The 19,371-nt window shown below is 37.7% G+C and carries 16 protein-coding genes; 5 read left to right on the forward strand and 11 right to left on the reverse strand.

Going from position 1 to position 19,371, the window contains the following annotated elements; genetic code table 11:
- Nucleotides 1-27: 27 nt before the first annotated feature.
- From FVA69_RS15305 to FVA69_RS15315, 3 genes are read right to left on the reverse strand one after another with little or no spacing between them, the layout of a single operon-like run.
- On the reverse strand, nt 28-456 hold the full coding sequence (locus tag FVA69_RS15305; protein WP_004909135.1) for an NUDIX hydrolase: 429 nt from the start codon (nt 454-456) through the stop codon (nt 28-30).
- Nucleotides 453-1,655: a DegT/DnrJ/EryC1/StrS family aminotransferase gene (locus FVA69_RS15310; protein ID WP_109910962.1), complete on the reverse strand. Its 1,203-nt coding sequence runs from the start codon at nt 1,653-1,655 to the stop codon at nt 453-455. Before FVA69_RS15310 ends, FVA69_RS15305 begins: the two co-directional genes overlap by 4 nt.
- Nucleotides 1,656-1,669: 14 nt before the next feature.
- Nucleotides 1,670-2,638: a Gfo/Idh/MocA family protein gene (locus tag FVA69_RS15315; RefSeq protein WP_164529077.1), complete on the reverse strand. Its 969-nt coding sequence runs from the start codon at nt 2,636-2,638 to the stop codon at nt 1,670-1,672.
- A gap of 754 nt (nt 2,639-3,392) precedes the next feature.
- Here FVA69_RS15315 and FVA69_RS15320 point away from each other — a divergent pair.
- Nucleotides 3,393-4,211 (forward strand): pyridoxal phosphatase, encoded by an 819-nt coding sequence (locus FVA69_RS15320; protein ID WP_109910960.1) that lies wholly within the window; start codon nt 3,393-3,395, stop codon nt 4,209-4,211.
- A gap of 84 nt (nt 4,212-4,295) precedes the next feature.
- On the opposite strand, the gene modC is transcribed toward FVA69_RS15320, so the two are convergent.
- Genes modC through modA form a run of 3 tightly spaced genes read right to left on the reverse strand, consistent with a single transcriptional unit; the run spans nt 4,296 to nt 6,856 of the window.
- A complete protein-coding gene (gene modC / locus FVA69_RS15325; protein ID WP_004909131.1) occupies nt 4,296-5,363 on the reverse strand; it encodes a molybdenum ABC transporter ATP-binding protein ModC in 1,068 nt (355 codons plus the stop codon).
- Between the two features lies 1 nt (nt 5,364).
- A complete protein-coding gene (gene modB, locus FVA69_RS15330) occupies nt 5,365-6,054 on the reverse strand; it encodes a molybdate ABC transporter permease subunit (protein ID WP_109910959.1) in 690 nt (229 codons plus the stop codon).
- A 25-nt stretch (nt 6,055-6,079) separates the two neighbouring features.
- Nucleotides 6,080-6,856: a molybdate ABC transporter substrate-binding protein gene (gene modA / locus FVA69_RS15335; RefSeq protein WP_109910958.1), complete on the reverse strand. Its 777-nt coding sequence runs from the start codon at nt 6,854-6,856 to the stop codon at nt 6,080-6,082.
- A gap of 277 nt (nt 6,857-7,133) precedes the next feature.
- Here modA and FVA69_RS15340 point away from each other — a divergent pair, with 277 nt between their 5' ends.
- On the forward strand, nt 7,134-8,183 hold the full coding sequence (locus FVA69_RS15340) for an ElaD/SseL family deubiquitinase (RefSeq protein WP_004909126.1): 1,050 nt from the start codon (nt 7,134-7,136) through the stop codon (nt 8,181-8,183).
- A gap of 85 nt (nt 8,184-8,268) precedes the next feature.
- Here the strand turns inward: FVA69_RS15340 and FVA69_RS15345 are convergent, their stop codons facing one another.
- A complete protein-coding gene (locus tag FVA69_RS15345) occupies nt 8,269-8,421 on the reverse strand; it encodes an AcrZ family multidrug efflux pump-associated protein (protein ID WP_004909125.1) in 153 nt (50 codons plus the stop codon).
- Between the two features lie 218 nt (nt 8,422-8,639).
- On the opposite strand from FVA69_RS15345, the gene modE reads away from it, so the two are divergent.
- The 3 genes from modE to FVA69_RS15360 all read left to right on the forward strand — a co-directional run bounded on the left by modE (nt 8,640) and on the right by FVA69_RS15360 (nt 12,068).
- Entirely contained in the window at nt 8,640-9,428 is a 789-nt protein-coding gene (gene modE, locus FVA69_RS15350; protein ID WP_004909124.1) for a molybdenum-dependent transcriptional regulator, read from the forward strand.
- Between the two features lie 138 nt (nt 9,429-9,566).
- Nucleotides 9,567-11,036 (forward strand): molybdate ABC transporter ATP-binding protein ModF, encoded by a 1,470-nt coding sequence (gene modF, locus FVA69_RS15355; protein ID WP_164529078.1) that lies wholly within the window; start codon nt 9,567-9,569, stop codon nt 11,034-11,036.
- A gap of 204 nt (nt 11,037-11,240) precedes the next feature.
- Complete coding sequence (locus FVA69_RS15360) at nt 11,241-12,068, forward strand: CPBP family intramembrane glutamic endopeptidase (RefSeq protein ID WP_109910955.1); 828 nt, start codon at nt 11,241-11,243, stop codon at nt 12,066-12,068.
- A gap of 120 nt (nt 12,069-12,188) precedes the next feature.
- On the opposite strand, the gene FVA69_RS15365 is transcribed toward FVA69_RS15360, so the two are convergent.
- From FVA69_RS15365 to FVA69_RS15380, 4 genes are all read right to left on the reverse strand, one after another.
- Nucleotides 12,189-14,306: a metallophosphoesterase family protein gene (locus FVA69_RS15365; RefSeq protein WP_110731792.1), complete on the reverse strand. Its 2,118-nt coding sequence runs from the start codon at nt 14,304-14,306 to the stop codon at nt 12,189-12,191.
- Between the two features lie 32 nt (nt 14,307-14,338).
- Complete coding sequence (locus FVA69_RS15370; protein ID WP_109910953.1) at nt 14,339-15,046, reverse strand: oligogalacturonate-specific porin KdgM family protein; 708 nt, start codon at nt 15,044-15,046, stop codon at nt 14,339-14,341.
- A gap of 176 nt (nt 15,047-15,222) precedes the next feature.
- Nucleotides 15,223-16,773 (reverse strand): fructose PTS transporter subunit IIA, encoded by a 1,551-nt coding sequence (locus FVA69_RS15375; RefSeq protein WP_164529079.1) that lies wholly within the window; start codon nt 16,771-16,773, stop codon nt 15,223-15,225.
- 12 nt (nt 16,774-16,785) lie between these two features.
- Complete coding sequence (locus tag FVA69_RS15380; protein WP_164529080.1) at nt 16,786-19,371, reverse strand: glycoside hydrolase family 38 C-terminal domain-containing protein; 2,586 nt, start codon at nt 19,369-19,371, stop codon at nt 16,786-16,788.

Raw genomic sequence — 19,371 nt, forward strand, 5'->3', positions numbered from 1 at the left:
GAACTCCTTAACTAGCTTTTTGGTAACTCATTGCAACCCTAACGTTCTCAACATAAAACGATCAAGATTTCCCTTGAATGATTCAACAGTAGACCATGCAAAATCTGAGTGCTCAGAGCTTAAACAAACATGACCAGAGCATGAAACATTAAAGTTTAATTGGATACAACGTTGGCCCATTGCTTGGTACTCAACCGCACCGGAAAACCCAGAAATTTCAATAATTATCATTCCGGTTTCTTCTGCGATTTCACGACTAAGCGCTGTCTGCATATCTTCATCACACTCCATGCCACCAGAAGGAATTTCCCATACATTTGGCATGAACTCGCCTTCTGAACGCTTCAAAAAAAGAATTTTTGAATCATGTCCAGCTTTGATTAAACCGCCTACAACAACACGATCATAGTTTTTAAGTTTGGACATGACTGAATGAGGGATATATTTTTCTATCATCTTCGATACTTCTCTGCAACAGATGAAATGATTGATAAATAATTATCAATAAAATTGAAACGCTCTTCTCCGTACCAAATATCCAACTTAAACATACTATTGTGAAATTTTATAGCATTTCCGAAATAAGCTTTATTAATTCGAATTTTCTCACCATAGTCACGAGAGATTTTATTTGGTGAGTGAAAGAGAGAATATTCATTGATAGGGCACGTTGAGCCAGGTATATCAGCCTCAAGTGCACCAGCTTGGTTTAATATATCTACGAATTCATGCAGACCAATTGAAAATTTAGACTGATCAAACATAACTGGCATGGCATACCAAGCTGGGTTCGCTTTTTTAGGAATGCGAACTATCTTTAAACCATCGATCTGCTCAATTCCAGTTTTCAATAAATGAGCAGTTTCCCTTTTTTCTTGCATCATCTGCTCAAAGTTTAGCATCTGAGGCATAACAACCGAAGCACCAAGTGGGTGCATTCGTAAATTAAGGCCAGTCCCTGTAATAGCAAAATCTCTTAAACTATCAGTGTTCACTTCCTTTTTTGCACGCTTATTAAAATGCCCGACTAACACAGCTCGTTCGTAGAATTCACGATGCTTAGTGGCAAAGAAGCCACCTTCGCCTGAAGTTAGTATTTTCTTACCCTGAAAACTCCAAGCAGAACCATCAGAAAAACTCCCAATCATTTTGCCATCCCAAGTTGCTCCATGTGCATGAGAACTATCTTCTAATAAAAGAATTTCGTGTCGTTCGCATATATCTATCAGTTCATCCATATCACACGGTATCCCCCACATATGTGTAATAATCACCGCTTTTGTTTTATCGCTAATCAGGGCTTCTACGGATTTTGGATCTACATTGCCATTATCCCCACAGTCTGCAAATTTTAGCTCAGCGCCTAGCTGGTGGAGTGGAGAGCATGTAGCAAAGAATGTATAGCTAGGGACTATTACTTCATCCCCTCGGCCTATACCAGCACCATAAAACATGGAAAATAATGCTGTAGTACCAGAATTAACAGCAATTGCATTTTCTACATCAAAAATTTCTTTAAATGTACTTTCTAGGCGCTCGTAAATTCCACCATTATCATAAATTGAGATATCTTCAAAAAGTTGCCTATTAACACTATCTTTAATTTCATCTGTAATAATTGGATGACTAAACTTACAGTATTTTGATTTCATCATACTTCCATTCCTTTTTATTTTATCGCTTTATAACCACTTTCTTTGAAAGCAATTTCTAAAATATCGGTCACGGCAAGTGAACTGACTAAGTTACTATTGAAACTGTCTTGAGAATCACTGAAAAAAAGCTCTCGATACATACGAACAAATGGTGACTCAAGTGCATTAATAAAATTAAATTCATTTATTATTTTTTGTTTCTTTGACTTAACCTGAACTATATTTTCATTTCCATAAATAATACAATTATTACTTATTAACGTTACATCTTCATGTTTCTTATATCCTACGCATGATATATATATAAAAATAATTGTATCTCTGCATTGTAACTCTACAAAAGCAACATCATCAACATCATATTCACCAGAAGAAGTATTTATTAACCTAGAGTAATTAACATTAATTTCATCTCCATCAAATAAATAGTTTACTAAATTTACAATGTGATAGCCCATATCCAACCAAACACCACCACCAGAACTCGCATGACTGCTTCTCCAGTCACTATTTGGATTTTTACTAGGAATAGTGTATCTTATTTCTATTTGGGAGACTTTTTCTTCTGTTGAGATTAAATATTCTTTCAGTTTTTCATAAGCTAACGTATATCTCTTTTGACAAACAGTAAAAAATCTCATATCATTTTTAATTATTAAATTCTTTAATTTTTTCGCCTGCATGACATTTAAAGCAAATGGCTTCTCTTTTATTATTGTTATATTATTTTTACAGCAATAAAAAATTACATTTCCATATAACTCATGAGGAAGAGCAATAATAATTGTATCTGGCTCAATTTCATCGAACATTTTACGATAACATAAATAAGTAGGAGGACTGTAATTTAATAATAATTTTGTTTTATAAATATTACTTATCGATATATCACACAGCGCACTAATACTCACCCCCAAACTACATAATGCAGGTATGTGTTCCTTTCTTACAATATTCCCACATCCAATTATCGCCAACCTCATATAATTAAATCCCCATATTAATGGCCCAACTATTTCGCATGAAATTTATTTTCAATTTAAAACGACATGCATATTAGTTAATATTTCACAAAGAAAACAATCTAAGAAAATTACTTTTTATATTATGCTTGTTTATTTTTAATAAATAACGAAGTATATTATTTCAACTTGATTTTTTAATGTAACATCAAAGTTTTATTGGCTACCACAATAAACCCTTTATTCTTACTAGCAAGATGCTAAATACTATCTAAATAACCTTCGCCACAAATCACTTCAATGTAGTATGAGTCCATGCTAACAACTTTTTGAGCGTTCGAAATTTCAATTCTGCAATTTACTAAAAAAACGCCTCATTATCTTAAAATTTTAAAATCATAGTCGATATTGAGCTTTTCACATCAAAAGTATCTACCTAAACAATATGGAATATCTGTCTCTGACAGACAACCTCAACAACAGCTAGATTTAACAATGCCAATTAATATTATCTACAATTTATCGCAGCTATTAGTTTAATTTCGCTTTAACTGTAAAAAATGACACCAACACCACTATATATATCGTGCCAAGAACAAATAATAGTGATACTAAAACGGTTCAGTTCGTTACTATTATCCGCTATGATGATAAAACAACCTTAGCTTACTAACATGAATATGATAGTTTATAGCTGTGCTCAATATATCCTCATCTCCTATACTGATGCTGCCAATCATCGTATAGATAACTCTAAAATCACGTGGAGCCGTTTATGTCATACCGCGTTATTGCGCTCGATCTTGATGGAACACTACTTGATCACCAAAAGAAAATTCTACCGGAATCTCTAGCTGTCTTACAGGAAGCCCGTCGCCAAGGCGTTAAGGTCATCATTGTGACAGGTCGTCATCATGTCGCTATTCATCCGTTTTACCAAACCTTAGACCTTGATACACCAGCGATCTGCTGTAACGGAACTTATCTATACGATTATTTAGGCAAAAAAGTCCTAAAATCTAATCCGATGACCCTCGATTCAGTCACGCAAATGATCGATAAACTGCGTGGTACTGATATTCAACATTTAATGTATGTTGATAATGCGATGCTCTATAACGCGCAAACAGAAGGCATTAAACGTACATTAAATTGGGCTGAATCCTTACCTGTTGCACAGCGTCCAACCATTGAATTTGTTGAAGATTACGCTGATGTGATGCATAACTATGATTCTATTTGGAAATTTGCTGTTAGCTCACCAAATACAGATCAACTTCATCAAGTCGTTAGTGAAATTGAAAATGACTTTGGTTTAGATTGTGAATGGTCTTGGATGGATCAGGTGGATGTCGGCCGTAAAGGTAATAGTAAAGGCCAACGCTTAAAGGAATGGGTTGAATCCCAAGGGATGACAATGAATGATGTTGTCGCTTTTGGTGATAATTTCAATGATTTAAGTATGCTGACAACCGCAGGTTTAGGTGTCGCGATGGGTAATGCGGTTGATGAAATCAAGCAACAAGCTAAGCTCGTGACTCGAGTTAATACTGAACCGGGTATTGCTGAAGTTATCCGTAAGTACGTTCTGTAACGTCCAATTATTTTATTAATTCAAGGAAAGCTCAGCTTTCCTTTTCTTATTTTCTATTGTCACAACGCCAAGAACGACGAGTGATTATAGATGACGAGATAGCGATACAGCCTTCACTTGCGCATACACTTTTCTACCTTTACGAATAGACAGCTCATCCCTTGCCCAGCGGGTAATACGTGCCCATAAATAATGTTCTTCGCCTAAATCTAGCTTCACATCCACTTGTTCGCCATCTTCAATCCATTCAACCACTTCTGCGGCCAAAATATTTCGAATACTGCTCACTTGTGGTTTTTCAAGCACCAAAGATACATCCGATGCATCAATACGTATCCGAACGTTAGTGCCTTGTGGTGCGTTAACACGTGGGATCCACAGTTTTTGACTCCCCACAATCACCGCTGTCATTTCATAATCAGGGTGTTGACTATGTACAGTTGCACTGACCACACTGCTTAACGTTTCTTGCTGTAGCCAAGGACGCAAAGCACTGCTTGCCCAAACATCTTCCAAGGCGCCAAAGGCTTTAACTTTACCTTGTGCCATCACGATGACTTTATCTGCTAAACGCAAAATTTCATCCAAACTATGGCTGACATATAAAATCGGAATTTTAACGTCTTGAGAAAGCTTTTCTAAATACGGCAGCAATTCCCGTTTTCGGGGCAAATCCAAAGAGGCTAACGGCTCATCCATCAGGAGAATTTCAGGGGCTGTAAGCAATGCACGACCTATGGCAACTCGTTGTTTTTCACCACCAGAAAGGGTTATCGGGTAGCGATTGAGTAATTTTTCAATACCAAGCAGCCCGACAATATCGTCGAAGCGGGCTTTCATTTCAGGCGCCATGCCATAACGCAAATTGCTTTTCACCCGATAATGAGGAAACAACCGTGCATCTTGAAATACATAACCGATATGGCGTTGTTCGGGCGGTAAGCAAATCCCTTTTTCTACATCCACCAATGTACGACGATTGAGTACAACACGCCCTTTACTGGGTTTAGTTAGCCCACCTATCACATTGATAAGCGAGGTTTTTCCTGCGCCAGAAAGCCCAAAAACCGCGGTAATACTTTCCGTTGGCAATTGCGTTTTAACTTCTAACTGTAAGTCGCCTAATTTTTGTGAAAAATCGAGTTCTAACATATTAGGCCACTCCCAAACGCTTTTTACCCCAGCGGGTTAGCCACTCTGAGATCAATAATGAAATCAAGGCTAAAATAATCGCAATGACACATAAGCGCGCAGCGTCTACTTCTGCCCCCGGCGTTTCAATTAAGGTGTACATCGCTAATGGGATGGTTTGTGTTTCACCTGGTATATTCGAAACAAAAGTAATTGTGGCGCCAAATTCACCAAGCGAACGTGCAAAGGCTAACACTGTTCCGACAATAATGCCGGGAAGAGAGAGCGGAATGGTTATCGTGAAAAATACACGTAATGGTGTCGCACCTAATGTCCTCGCTGCTAGCTCCAATTTTTGGTCAACCGCTTCAAGCGCTAAACGAATTGCACGCACCATTAGTGGAAATGCAACCACGGCAGACGCAAGCGCAGCGCCCCGCCAACTAAAGGTAAAACTAAAGCCAAACCAGTTGTATAACCATTCACCGATAAAACCGCGTTTACCCATACTGATCAACAGTAAGTACCCCACTACCACTGGCGGCAATACCAGTGGTAGGTGGATAATACTATCAAGCAGTGTTTTTCCAGGAAAATTACAGCGAACCAATACCCACGCAATTAAAATACCTAATGGTAAACTGAAAATTACAGCTACACTGGATACTTTTAGACTTAGGTAAATCGCTTCCCATTCATAAGGACTTAACATCTGCAAAAAAATGCTCTCTTAACGTTTATTTAGTTCGAGGTTCAAAACCGTAACGTTTGAATACTTCTGAAGCCGCAGGGGTTTTCAAGTATTCATAGTAATCACGCGTTGCTTGGTTATCTTGATCTTTAACAATTGCCATTGGGTATTCAACAGGTTTATGTGTATCTGCTGGGAACACACCGACCACTTTGACTTTTTGGCTAGCGACAGCATCAGAACCATAAACAATCCCTAAAGGGGCTTCTTGGCGTTCAACTAATGCCATACCACTACGCACATTATTCGTACGCGCTAATAGTGGATTAACCGTTTCCCATGCGCCTAAATTGCTTAACGCTTCTTTGGCATAAATACCAACAGGGACATGGTCAGGATCACCAACGGCTAAACGGCCACCATCTAGCAATTTTTTCCAATCCGTTTGTTTATTGATTTCGACTTTATCAATTTTTGCATCTTTCGGTGCGATTAACACCAATTCATTACCTAATAATGTATAGCGTGTATCTTCGACCATCAACTTTTTATCAATAGCGTAATCCATCCACTGTTGGTCAGCAGAAATGAATAAATTAGCGGGAGCACCTTGCTCAATTTGACGAGCTAGAGTCGAAGAAGATGCATAAGAAGCAACAACTTCAACTTGGGTGTCTTTCTTATATTGTTCTGAGATTTCATTTAATGCATTAGTCAGTGATGCAGCGGCAAAAACCGTAATTTTATCAGCTGCAAAACTGTGGCTAGCCATCGTTAATGTCAATGTTGCGCCCGCGAGAAGTGATACCAAACCTTTTTTCATTTTTATCTACCCTAGTATTAATCGACACGTTATATATAACAGGACACAGCGATAACTTAAAGTCAAACTCGCGATAAAAGTGTGCTGGCGCAAGAAATGATGCAATTTTGTTGCATGTTTTCCCTAAAGGATAAATTAGCTGATGAAAAAACACACAAGTACCCAAATCGTTTTTCTATAGAAAACTTTCTATTGCCCTTATAACTTTATCGGCACAAGTTGTGCACATTTCAGTATTCCATTCCACTTTTACAAATGACATAGCAAAGGTAATTATATGGTGGCCTTTCCGACAAAGCTTAGTACGCACTTTATGGCAGAATTAACAGTCGAACAGTTTAATGGACTGTTTGATAAAGAAATAGCATCTGAAACCTTAGCTTCTTTAGCAAAATCGGCTAGTAATGGGAACTTAGAGAGTATCGATTTATTACACAATATCGCTCTACGGCAAGACAGTGAGGGAAGAAAAGCAGAAAATATTCTGTTTGATTTATTTAGCGGAAAGCTGCCTGCAAAGAAAGGTATAGATAAAGAAATACAAGAAACTAGCAAAAAATTATATCAATTACACCTTAATACAAAAACCAAAAAACACCTAAAAGACTCGAAACTAACGACCCCTTCTAAGCTCCTTTATATTGTCGGATCTGCAATAGAAAAAGTTATTGATAGACTTGGTTTAACAAAACTATTGATGAAAAATGAACCTACGGAATCCACTCTTTGGGATAATAACAGGATGACAACAAGTGATGAGATTGATGCAAGCAATAAAAATAACCCAACTTTGCCATCAAATATGACGGTCAATGACTCAATAGGCCTCACCCAAAGCGGATACAATTTATTAGCAGAAATAATTGAACAAAAAGTCTTGAATAGCAACACATTAAACCAATTCGAATTATTCCCTATCAATGTTAATGATAACCATTGGATCTTATTTGTGCTCTATCAGGCAGATCCAATACATCAATCAGCGAATAATAAAAGAAAATGCATTCTATTTAATTCATACGATAACGTGAGTACCGATATTCGAAAAGAAATAACAGTGGCAGCCAAAAAGGGCGGTGTTACTGAAGAAGATATCACTTACATAGAAGGAAACATCCAACAGAACGTACCTAATGGCTGTGGATTATTTGTTATTGCAGCAATAAAGCAATTAACTGAAAATATTCAGCAAGATCCTGATAAAACGCTCAAACAATTCCACCAAGATTTCTTAAATAAAACAATTTATGAACAAGAGCAATTTAATCTTCATGAACGTCGGCAATTATTTTCTACTTACTACGATAACGAATACCGACCATCATGAAATTCCTCTCCAATATGAAAAACCCCCTGACTGCATTTACAGTCAGGGGGTCTATAATCAGCCACATAAGAAATTTTGTTAAAAATTACTTGTTTTCAGTGTTGTGATGATGGGGTACATGTGCTTTAGACAGTAAGTTAAAGAATGCACCCAAGCCATAGATCAAACCCATGATCAAAAACATAACGACTGGAACCATCATCAGGGCAAAACCCAAACTTTTAATTAGTTCAAACATAGGAAAAAACCTCTTCAGTGATACTGTGCCCACCAGCCTACAAGATACGCCGACGAGGGAAAACTTGACTCTCAGTACATTGAGTATAAATCAAATCAGAATAATAACGCACAATTACGTTATAATGGAGACTATTTTAGACAAAATATTATACTAACGACATACTAAACGTGCTTTTTACGTCTGTCATCACCAGCCACGCCGGAAGGGAGAAATTTATGCAGGCCGAAATTTTACTCACACTGAAACTACAGGGCAGTTTATTTGCTGATCCTCGCCGTATCGCGCTACTAAAACAAATTAAAGCGACAGGGTCAATCAGCCAAGGCGCTAAACTCGCAGGGATCAGCTATAAAAGTGCTTGGGATGCCATCAATGAAATGAATCAACTCACTGATGATATCCTTGTTGATAGAGCAACAGGTGGCAAAGGCGGTGGCGGCACAACACTCACCCATTATGGTGAAAGATTACTTCAACTTTATGATTTACTGGCGCAAATTCAACAAAAAGCCTTTGATGTACTCAAAGAAGATAATCTCCCTTTAGACAGCTTATTAGCGGCTATTTCACGGTTTTCATTGCAAACCAGTGCCCGTAACCAATTTTTTGGTACTTTAATTTCCCGTGACCATATGCAAGTTCAACAACATGTACAAATTCGCTTAGCCGATAACAGCACTGTGATTAATGCCGCACTAACAGAGCAAAGTGCTAACCGTTTAGGGTTAACCGAAGGTAAAGAAGTTCTCGCATTGATTAAAGCACCTTGGGTAAAAATAACTAAACAACCTAACCCAACAGGCTTTGATAACTACCTTGCAGGGAAAATTACCACTTTGGAGAGAGGTGATGAGAACAGCGAAGTGATAGTGACACTCACAGGCGGTGAAACTTTATGTTCAACCATGCCAAACAGTGAAATTGATAGCCAATCTTTGAAAATTAATAATAGCGTTACTGCACTATTCAATGCTGACCAAGTGATTATTGCCACCCTGTGTTAATTTGTCCTGCTTACTTACTATAAAAGTAAGTAAGCATTCACCTTTTTTTCCTGCCATGCCGTTCAGTTGTTGACTTTATCTTCAATCCTGATTATTTGTGATAGATGACAAGGTAAATAATCATGATAAGGAAGCTTGATGAGCACAATAACAATACAACATGGCAACTTTAAGCTCAGCGAAATCCAGACTTTAGACATTCAACAACTTAACATCGAAAAAGGGGAAAGTTGGGCTTTTATTGGTGCTAATGGCAGCGGTAAATCTTCACTCGCTCGAGTGCTTTCCAATGAGCTCCCTCCACTTTCGGGTGTCGTAAAAAATACATTCACCTCTCCAGTTCGTTTATCATTTGAACAATTACAAAAAATCATCAATGAAGAATGGCAGCGCAACAATACGGATATGCTCAGTGATGATGAAGATGACACAGGGTATACCGCTGCTGAAATCATTCAATTTAACCATAAAGACAATGAATTTTGTCTCGAACTGGCCGCTCGCTTTGGTATCAGTGACTTACTTTCGCGTCGCTTTAAATACCTTTCCACCGGTGAAACTCGTAAGGTTTTATTATGCCAAACATTAATGGGCAACCCTGACTTGCTAATCCTTGATGAGCCATTTGATGGCTTAGATGTTTACTCAAGAAATCATCTTAGTGAACTACTCTCTAGTTTGTCTGAAAAAGGCCTCACCTTGGTGTTAGTACTAAATCGCTTTGATGAACTCCCTGAATTTATTGAAAATATGGGTGTTGTCGCAGACTGTAAGCTAACGATGGCGGGAAATAGAGAGTCAGTACTCGCTAACACGCTAATCACACAATTACAGCACAGCGAGAAAATTAAACATCTTTTCATCCCTGAAACCGAAGACCCAACCGCAGACGAAAAACTGGATGATACAACGCCTCGTATTATTTTGAGAAATGGGACCGTTAGCTACAATGACAAACCGATACTGCACGGTTTAAATTGGCAGGTAAATCCAAACGAACACTGGCAAATTATCGGCGAAAATGGAGCAGGAAAATCAACGTTACTGAGCTTGATTACAGGAGATCACCCTCAAGGGTACAGTAATGACTTAACCTTATTTGGCCTCCGTCGTGGGTCAGGAGAAACCATATGGGATATTAAGCGCCATATTGGGTATGTCAGCAATAGCATTCACCAAGAATACCGAGTCGCAACCAGTGTACTCAATGTCATTATTTCCGGTTTTCATGATTCTATTGGCTTGTACCAAGCACCTTCTGACCGTCAAATACAATTAGCGCATGAATGGTTAGCTTTGTTAGGTTTTTCAACACAAACAGCTCAGCAACCTTTCCATAGTCTTTCGTGGGGGCAGCAGCGCTTAGTTTTGATTGCCCGAGCGCTAGTTAAACAGCCTGCCATGCTGATTTTAGATGAGCCATTACAAGGCTTAGATGGTCTTAACCGATTATTAGTACTGCGGTTTATTGATGTAATGCTAAGCCAAGGTAACACACAACTCCTGTTCGTTACCCATCATCATGAAGATGCCCCTGCTTGTATTACGCATCGGCTCACTTTTGTCCCTGATAATGGAAAATACCGTTACGATATTGAAGCGCTCTAATTTTTGACTTATTTGCCAATAGATACGATGAAACTATTGGCAAATTTAATCTAATGTTTAATAGATGATAACTAAATTATCTAATTACAACCATTTGATTTTGTTTAATTTATTATTATTCAGTTATTTTCAATTAGAAAAATAACACAAAATCATTACACTTCGCCTCTTCTAATAATTTAGACATTATAATGGATATTCTTTATGGCTTGGTTAATGTTAGCCTCTTCACTTGCTACACTTGCAACACATCGTTTAATTGCTCTTTTTTTACTCATCTGCACAATCATTACTGCTGCATACACACACATTATTGATTGGCAAGCGATTCTACTCTTAGCTTGTATTACGTTAATTGCCATTATTCGTTTGCGTTTCCAACACTACCTACCCATAAAAATTATCAGTGAAATCACCTTACTAATCTGTGCGATCGGGTTATTCATTCACTTATTTCCTGGTTTTAATAACCTGAAATATCTAGATAAAGTCACAGTAGGAACACATAGCGCTCCTTTCACAATGTATTTTAATTTTGATAAGGCACTCGTCCCTTTTATTTTACTTGCCTGCTTACCAACATTATTTATTTGCCGTCCAGCCAAACATGCAACTAAAGTTCAATGGGCACTATTAGTTAGTTTTGTTCCACTTTTATTGCTAATTGCGACTGCTGCTGGTGGGTTAGCCTTTGAATGGCATTTTCCTAGTTGGTTACCTGCTTTTATGCTCTGTAATCTATTTTTTGTTTCATTAGCAGAAGAAGCGCTATTTCGTGGCTATTTACAGCAACGCCTAACCCTTTGGTTAAAATCACCTTACCTCGCATTAGTTATTACTTCACTGTTATTTGGTGCAGTGCATTTTGCTGGTGGGCCGTTGTTAATTCTCTTTGCTACGTTAGCTGGTTTGATTTATGGCTTAGCTTGGATGTGGAGTGGTAAATTATGGCTGGCGGTATCAATTCATTTCGGGTTGAATTTAGGGCATCTATTATTTTTTACTTACCCATTTAAGTTGGTTACTAGTTAATATTAGCGAATTGAAAATTCATAATCCCCCATAAACTGGATGATTTTTATCATAAAAAATCACTAACACAAGTGATGTTAGTGATTTTTCATTATTATAGCCATGTTATCTATCGTTAATCTAATTACTAGCTTGATTAACATTCATTGGTTTAATTTCACCAGACTCAATATTAAGATAAAAATCTCGACTCGGATTTCCTTGTAGATATTTATCAATTACAGTGAAAATACTGCCAAAACGTAATTTAAAAATATTTTCAAATGAACTACCCGCATTAATTTTGTCAGTCTCAGTTGGTAATGACGATAACAAGGTTCCTGTGAGGAATCGATACTGATTTAATCTTTCTACAGGTATATCTTGTAACGCAAGCTCGTCTGCATTACGTAAACGATAAAAATCCACAGCAAGATCAAAACCATTCCATTTTGCAAAGTCCTTTAACTGATACCCTGTATTTTTAGCAAGAATAGCGGCTTTATCACTGGCTTTTTTCCATGCATCAGAGTCTTTCTTCAAATAGATTTCGGTGACATTAACAGTCCCAGGGTCGTTTGCACAGATTTCATGATTTTGGCTCAATGGTGCCGTTAATACTTCATTATAAGCTTTCTTTGTATCTAATTGGCTTAAAATAAGCATCTCTTCACCATTCAAACTAAATAACATTTGACGAATTTCACATGGCCATTCCTCTGGAATAAAACGTAAACGTGTCAGTTCAGTAATATGCCAATTAGTGAAGTCATAATAATTATTTGCGCTTAAGATATCTTTATTCCAAAGATGCGACGAGTTGGTATTTTTGAGGTGATCCCATTCTTGCTGATAGTGCTCAAATAACTCATCAAACCGAGGTACATCTTCTATTATAATAGTTTGCACATCAATTTCATTGGCATTTCTAAAATTCAATATTTTATAAGCAGGGACATATGCTGCCATTGAGGGAGCTTGAATATTAAAAAGTAAGCTGCCATCCGAATACTTACGTACACCTGTATCATTAAAATGCATATGACCGCCAACATGAACACCGATGCCTGTTTTTGCCATTGCATGGCTCGTGTCTTCTTTTGGAGCCCTTTCTAACTGAAATTTACCTTTACCAAAAATGGTTTCAAGGTCATCTGCTGCGCCATTATCAAATTCAACCATCGGAAAATGGCTAAACGTGATTAATGTTTTATTTTGTTCTTTCGCGCGCTTTGCAACATCCGCCATCCACTCAACAGTCTGTTGTTTGTGTGTCAACATTTTGTTGTAACCCGCATTCCCCGACCCCGCAAAGTTTTTAGCCGCCTTAGGGTGGTTAATATCTGCTTTTTCAGAAGGAACATAGACATTGGCATCAACGGCCATTAACCACAAACCAGGAGTAGGCTCAACAAGGTAACTACTGTCTGCAACATTAAAACAAGGCCCATATCCCTCCTGCTTATATTTACCGCCTGTTCCTTGAGTACAAATTTCATACTGTCTTTGGTTAAAATCACTGGATTTTAAAGCTGCTTCATAGCTGTAACCTTGAGAATCATAGTTTGAGTATGGCGTTTCCCAATAAATATCTTCTGGTAGTGGATTAATACCAAACGATTTCATTGCATCCATCACTCGACCATAACCACTATATACCATTTCTTCGGTACAAATTGTCGGTAACTCAGCGCCCGTTTCTATAACGGCCGTTTTTCCTTTATATCCCGTACACTCATTAGCCCCTAAACTAAAGATACGTTGAGTTTTACCATCAATTCCAAGAAAATCTTCCTTTCCTGCTGGCATATCAAATGGGCGGTTCGGATCATGATTTCCTGGCGTTGCAAAGAAACGCATACCATATTTTTGCTCGTACTCTTGCAAGACTTTCACTAGCCCACGTAAATGAATAGGTTGGCCGTCATCGGTAAAATCGCCAGGTAATGCAATGAGTTTAATACCTTTCTTACCTGCATCATCAAGTGCAGCACGTAGAGCAAAATAATTTTCATTAAATAAACGCGTAGAAGTTAATTGCGCATACATAGAACGAATAACGGCATTTTGACCACTTTTACTATTTTTTAATCCTTCAAATGCATTATCAGCAAACTGCCCATAAACATCATGAAAATGGATGTCGGGCATAAACGCGACGCGATAATTATAAGATTGAGCCGTAGGGTCATTTGCCATTGCGACAGTTCCAACGGACATTAATGCAAGGGCAAAACCATATTTTAATTTATTGTTCATATTTGTTCCCTTTAGATAATTAACTATTTCTATCAGAAGTTATATGCAATGCCAACACGATAACGCCACTGCCATGCATCACGGTAAGTTTGTCCATTTTTGACGTATGAACCGTCATCATAGGAAACATAGCCTAATTCAATATAAGGAACCCATGTCTTATTACCAATCCAAGACACATTCAGATTATGTGCATAATCCTTTTCTTTACCTTTATATGCGGGATAATCAGTATCAAATTTATATTCAAAGTCATAACTTAATGAGAAATCTTGCAACTTATAACCTAAATAAAAATTACTCTGCCAATAATGTTGATTATCTTTTTTAGGCTTATTAGAGTTATCATAATGCCTTACGCCATAACGTAAACGAGTTCCAATATTAAAATCATCCGTTAAATTATAAGCAGCTTTGACACTGAATTTATAAGCTGTATCTTTATCTCCTGAATCTAGCGCAAAAGAAGGAGTTAAAACAAAATCTTTTGTGGCTTTATATTTATAACCGACTTCAACCTCATTTCCTTTTGATGATAGGTTTTCACCGAAACCGCCATCTCGGCTTCTCCATTTTCCTTCAAGGCTAAAATAAGTTCCATTTTGCATGCTATGGCCAATTTTGACACGATCTTCATGACGATGCTCATCCCCTAACCATTCATGACGATAGTCAATATATGTCGCATTCGCTGCTGTGCAAAATAATAACGTAGAGATACCTAGAGTTAAGTTTTTCATAAACTGATTCCTATAATTAATATTTATTTTTTATTTAACGATTAAAACAATGAGTTATTAGTTATCTTTTATGTATATACACTCCTTATTTTTTTGAAAAAACCATCCCATCCCTTTAAGTAACTTAAAAGAAAATTAACCTTATTAAAATTTTAAAATTATTTTATATTCTTATCTCACATCCCTAATTCCAACTTTAATAAATCAACAATATATTTTGATTTTTTCGCATTTAATATTTCATTTCTAAAAGACTCATGCATTAATTTACGTGCGAGAACAGAAAAGATTCGCATATGCTGATTTTCATCTGAATCATTAATTGTTAGCATAATTACCAATTTAACATCAACATTGTCTCCCCACGCTAGCTCATTCGGTAAACGCAATACTGAAATACTACTATGTTTAACAAAAGGTGATTTACAGTGCGGTATTGCAATTGAGAAACCTAATGCCGTACTAAAAATTTCTTCCCTCTGCCATATTGCTTGTTCAACTTGTGCCCCTGAATCAGCTCGATGATTAATCTCTAAATTATCAGTTAATCGTTTAATGACTTCCTCTTTACTTTCCATTTTTTCATCAAGAAAAATTAAAGACGGATCCAATACTGAATAATTAATTTTTGGTTTATTCGTAGAAATAGCCAAATGAGATAATTTATATTTTTCAAGCTTGAACCAATTATCTGCATATACATCAGGTTCAATAATTAATAAATCGTATTGCGTGTCTACCAATAAAACATGAGCAGATTGGATTGATTCAATCATAGAGGATGAAAGGCATATTAAAGGAAGAGAGAAAGATTGCGCTAAAATAACGGTATGTGATATTTCTGCGCCTGTAGCCATCATAATACCTTGCAAATATTCACCTCTCAATGCCAATAATTCGCTTGGAGTTAGTAATCCTTGACAAATAATAATCGAATCTTCTGTTAATTTAGGAAGTTGTATTTTAGATTGAATACCAAGATGCCTCGCTATACGCAATCCCAAATCCTTAATATCTAACTCACGTTGGCGTAAATATTCATTACTACTGCTTCGAAATGGCAAGCTGAGTTCCTCAATTGCCATTGATAACGCCGCAATCGCATTACGTGCCTCTCTTGGTTCAAGCAAGCAGGCTTCAATATCCTCATCATCCAATAATTGGCTTTGTGCCTCTAGAATATCAACCGCTGCTTTATCAGCTTGCTGAATGTCTAGACTAAATTGCTGACGAGCTCTTTGTAACGCAAGTTTTAGTATTTCACATTGCTCTGATTGTGAACTCGATGGCTCTGATAATGAAATCTTTTGTAAATCAAAAGATTCCATATAAATAGACCTACCTTTTGCAATACCTTTGCTAACACCGTCACCCTGAATAATTTGGGATAGTGTCCGGCTCAGATATATCGGGATCATTCCTTGTTCTGGTTTATCTTTTTTCGGCATTAATCCATCACAATGAATAAACTCTTGCTCAATAAATATTTTTAGTTTTTCATAAGCTAGATTTTCATCATTTCCACTGATTGTAAAATAACATTCGTCACCAACAGTGACATCTGCACCAACAAGAGCCAGCACACTTTTCGCATTGGCTTGGCGTTGTTTACTTTTATTAAAAAGTAAAATATCTGATTGAAAACAAGCTGTTTTTTGCTCAATTGCACTCGCTGGTCTTGCATGAATACCATTTGGTAACTCACAACGAAATGTAAGTACTTTCATTACTTTTCCTTATTAATTAATCAACCAAGACACAGGCGTACAAGGGGCTGCTTTATCTGTATTTATGCATGGAGACTCCGATAAAGTAACTTGGTGTATCTGTGTATTCGACTTAGGCTCTGAATAAGTTTTGGTTTCACTACTTGGGTTCCACCCTCGTAAAATAAGTGATTCTTGGTTCTGTGCTTTTTTCAAAGTGCTGAAATGCAGCTCGCTATCCCACGTCAGTAAACTATAAATATCAGGAAAAACAATATAATGAGGGTTAGTTTTAAATTGAGACCAACCAGAATCTAGGTAACCAAACGCAGGTAAACGCCAATGCTCAATATCACGCCAAAGTTGGGCACTTTGACCATTATCTATCGGCAGTACAGCAAAATGGAAATGATGGAGCCCCTGAATTTGTGACTCTGGTGATGGAAGAACCATACCCGATGCACGTCCTGGCCGCCAAGTGAGATTGGCTTGGCCTAACCAACCCACACTGCGCAGTAGGGTTACGCGAATAATATCGGTTTGGTTTGCTGGTATCTCATACTCTCTGAGCCCTTTAGTAACAACACACATACCTTTTTTATCATCATATTGCATTACCAAACTTTGCATTGGATAGAGTGTCGTTGGTGCTTCCGTCCAGTTTTCGTCTCGCCATATTTTCATGGCAGCTGGCTGATTTTCTCGTTGGATCAAACCAAAAGGTTGGTCTGCGAAATGAAACACCTGTTGAACTACCGTAGGGATCTCTACCTGGATTCGATGGTCTTCGACTGTATTATTGATCGTGATTTCGACATCTAACCATGCCTTATCATGAGGCAAAGAAAGTTTCATGGTGGCAGTTAAATGCGCATTAGCTTGCTTTTCTTGGCGGGCCATCGCATTTTGAGGAACGGGTATCAGCCAATTAAGCATAAGCGAATCCATTAAAAGCGCCCTGATACAATCAAATTGCTCTAAATGGCCATCACTACTGATTAACCAATCATTTTCAGGTGGCGAATAGTTATAATTATCCCCTGCGTCCCCACCATCAATTAACCGAAGAATGTTCGGATAATGCTGTTGACTGCGTTTATCGGTTAGCGTCAACTGCCCTTGATGTATTTCGAGCTTCAACCATTCATTTTCTAATATATTCTCAGCCTGAATATGGGTAGGAGTGTCAAAGCCCGCATTTTCACCTTCAAGTAAATAAAAAGTCCGATAACCACAGGAAGGCAAGTCTTTCGCTTCAAGTAATATTTCACACTTCCGATACCATGTCGTTGTTGTACTATTTGCTAGTTCCTGTACGATCAATGACATATCCTGTTTTTCTTCGTGAATAAGTTGCCAGCGGCAAGGTCTTCCTGCATCGTCCTTAATACAAAATTGTTTTTCCGGTGTATAAAGTGTAATGCGAACCTGCGCATCTCTTTTATGTGGCAATGAATTGAAGATAATCACTTTTTTACCTTCTTGGGTCGCCTCTATCCCACAAGCAAGCATTTTCATATTCAGATCAAACAGTTGATTCGCACTTTCTAAGCCGTCTTTTAAGCGCGCTTTTACCATGCTATTAACACGGTCAGAGTTACACCCACCAATACTGTCGTGGGCATGCGACTGCATCGCTTTGCGCCAAATATTATCAATCGCGGTTTGTGGGTAAGGCAAACCAAGCCGCCAATTAATCGCCAAAAGTGGCTCGAGTTGTTGGCTAACAAATTGCTCTAACTGCGCATTTAATAATTTGATATCCACCCGTGTGGAAAAAATACCGCGGTGGACACGCATATATTTCGAGCTCAGTAATTCACCTTCGAATTCAGGTAATCCCGAACTATTAGCTTGAAGCGCATCAAAAAATGCACTAAAGCTACTTTTGACAAAATAATAGTCATTTTGTACTTTATTTAGCTGCTCAAGCATTCTAGGAACGGCATACTCAAATGGCGACTGGTCATTACCATTAGGTAACAATATCTGGTCCGAATGAGCAAACCGAGCCTGTTTTTCTAGGATTGCAGGCAAAACAGCTGACGCTTTTTCCGGGTTATCAGGCAACCATTTCGCACAACCATACCCCCAAGGTAATACCGCCGTAGTGACTCGATGGCCTGACTGCGATTTCCAAATAAATTCACTACTGGCAACATCATGTTCACACCAGCCGCGCCATACCACCGCATGGTTAATGCCAAACTCTTGTAAAAACATTGGAAGTTGCGAACTTTGTCCAAATGAATCAGGCACATAACCTATTGGCATATAATTTTCCCATTGATCACAATCGGCTTTGCCCAATAATAAATTACGCGTAATGGATTCAGCTCCCACCACTAAAAAATCCGTTTGTGTATACCAAGGCCCAATAAGAATTCGACCTTGTTTAATTAATTTCTGTAAACAATCACGCCTTTCTGGTGCAACCTGTAAATAATCTTCCAACACTACAGTCTGTCCATCTAAGACAAATGGGCCAAGAGAAGGGTCTTCTTCTAAATGTTTTATTAAATCATTCATGAAATAATAAAGAACAATTTTTGAATCATTCTCAGTGAAATACCATTCACGATCCCAGTGCGTATGTTGAATTAAATGTACCGTTTTCAT

The organism is Providencia sp. PROV004, assembly GCF_011045615.1.
Classification (GTDB): Bacteria; Pseudomonadota; Gammaproteobacteria; order Enterobacterales; family Enterobacteriaceae; genus Providencia; species Providencia rettgeri.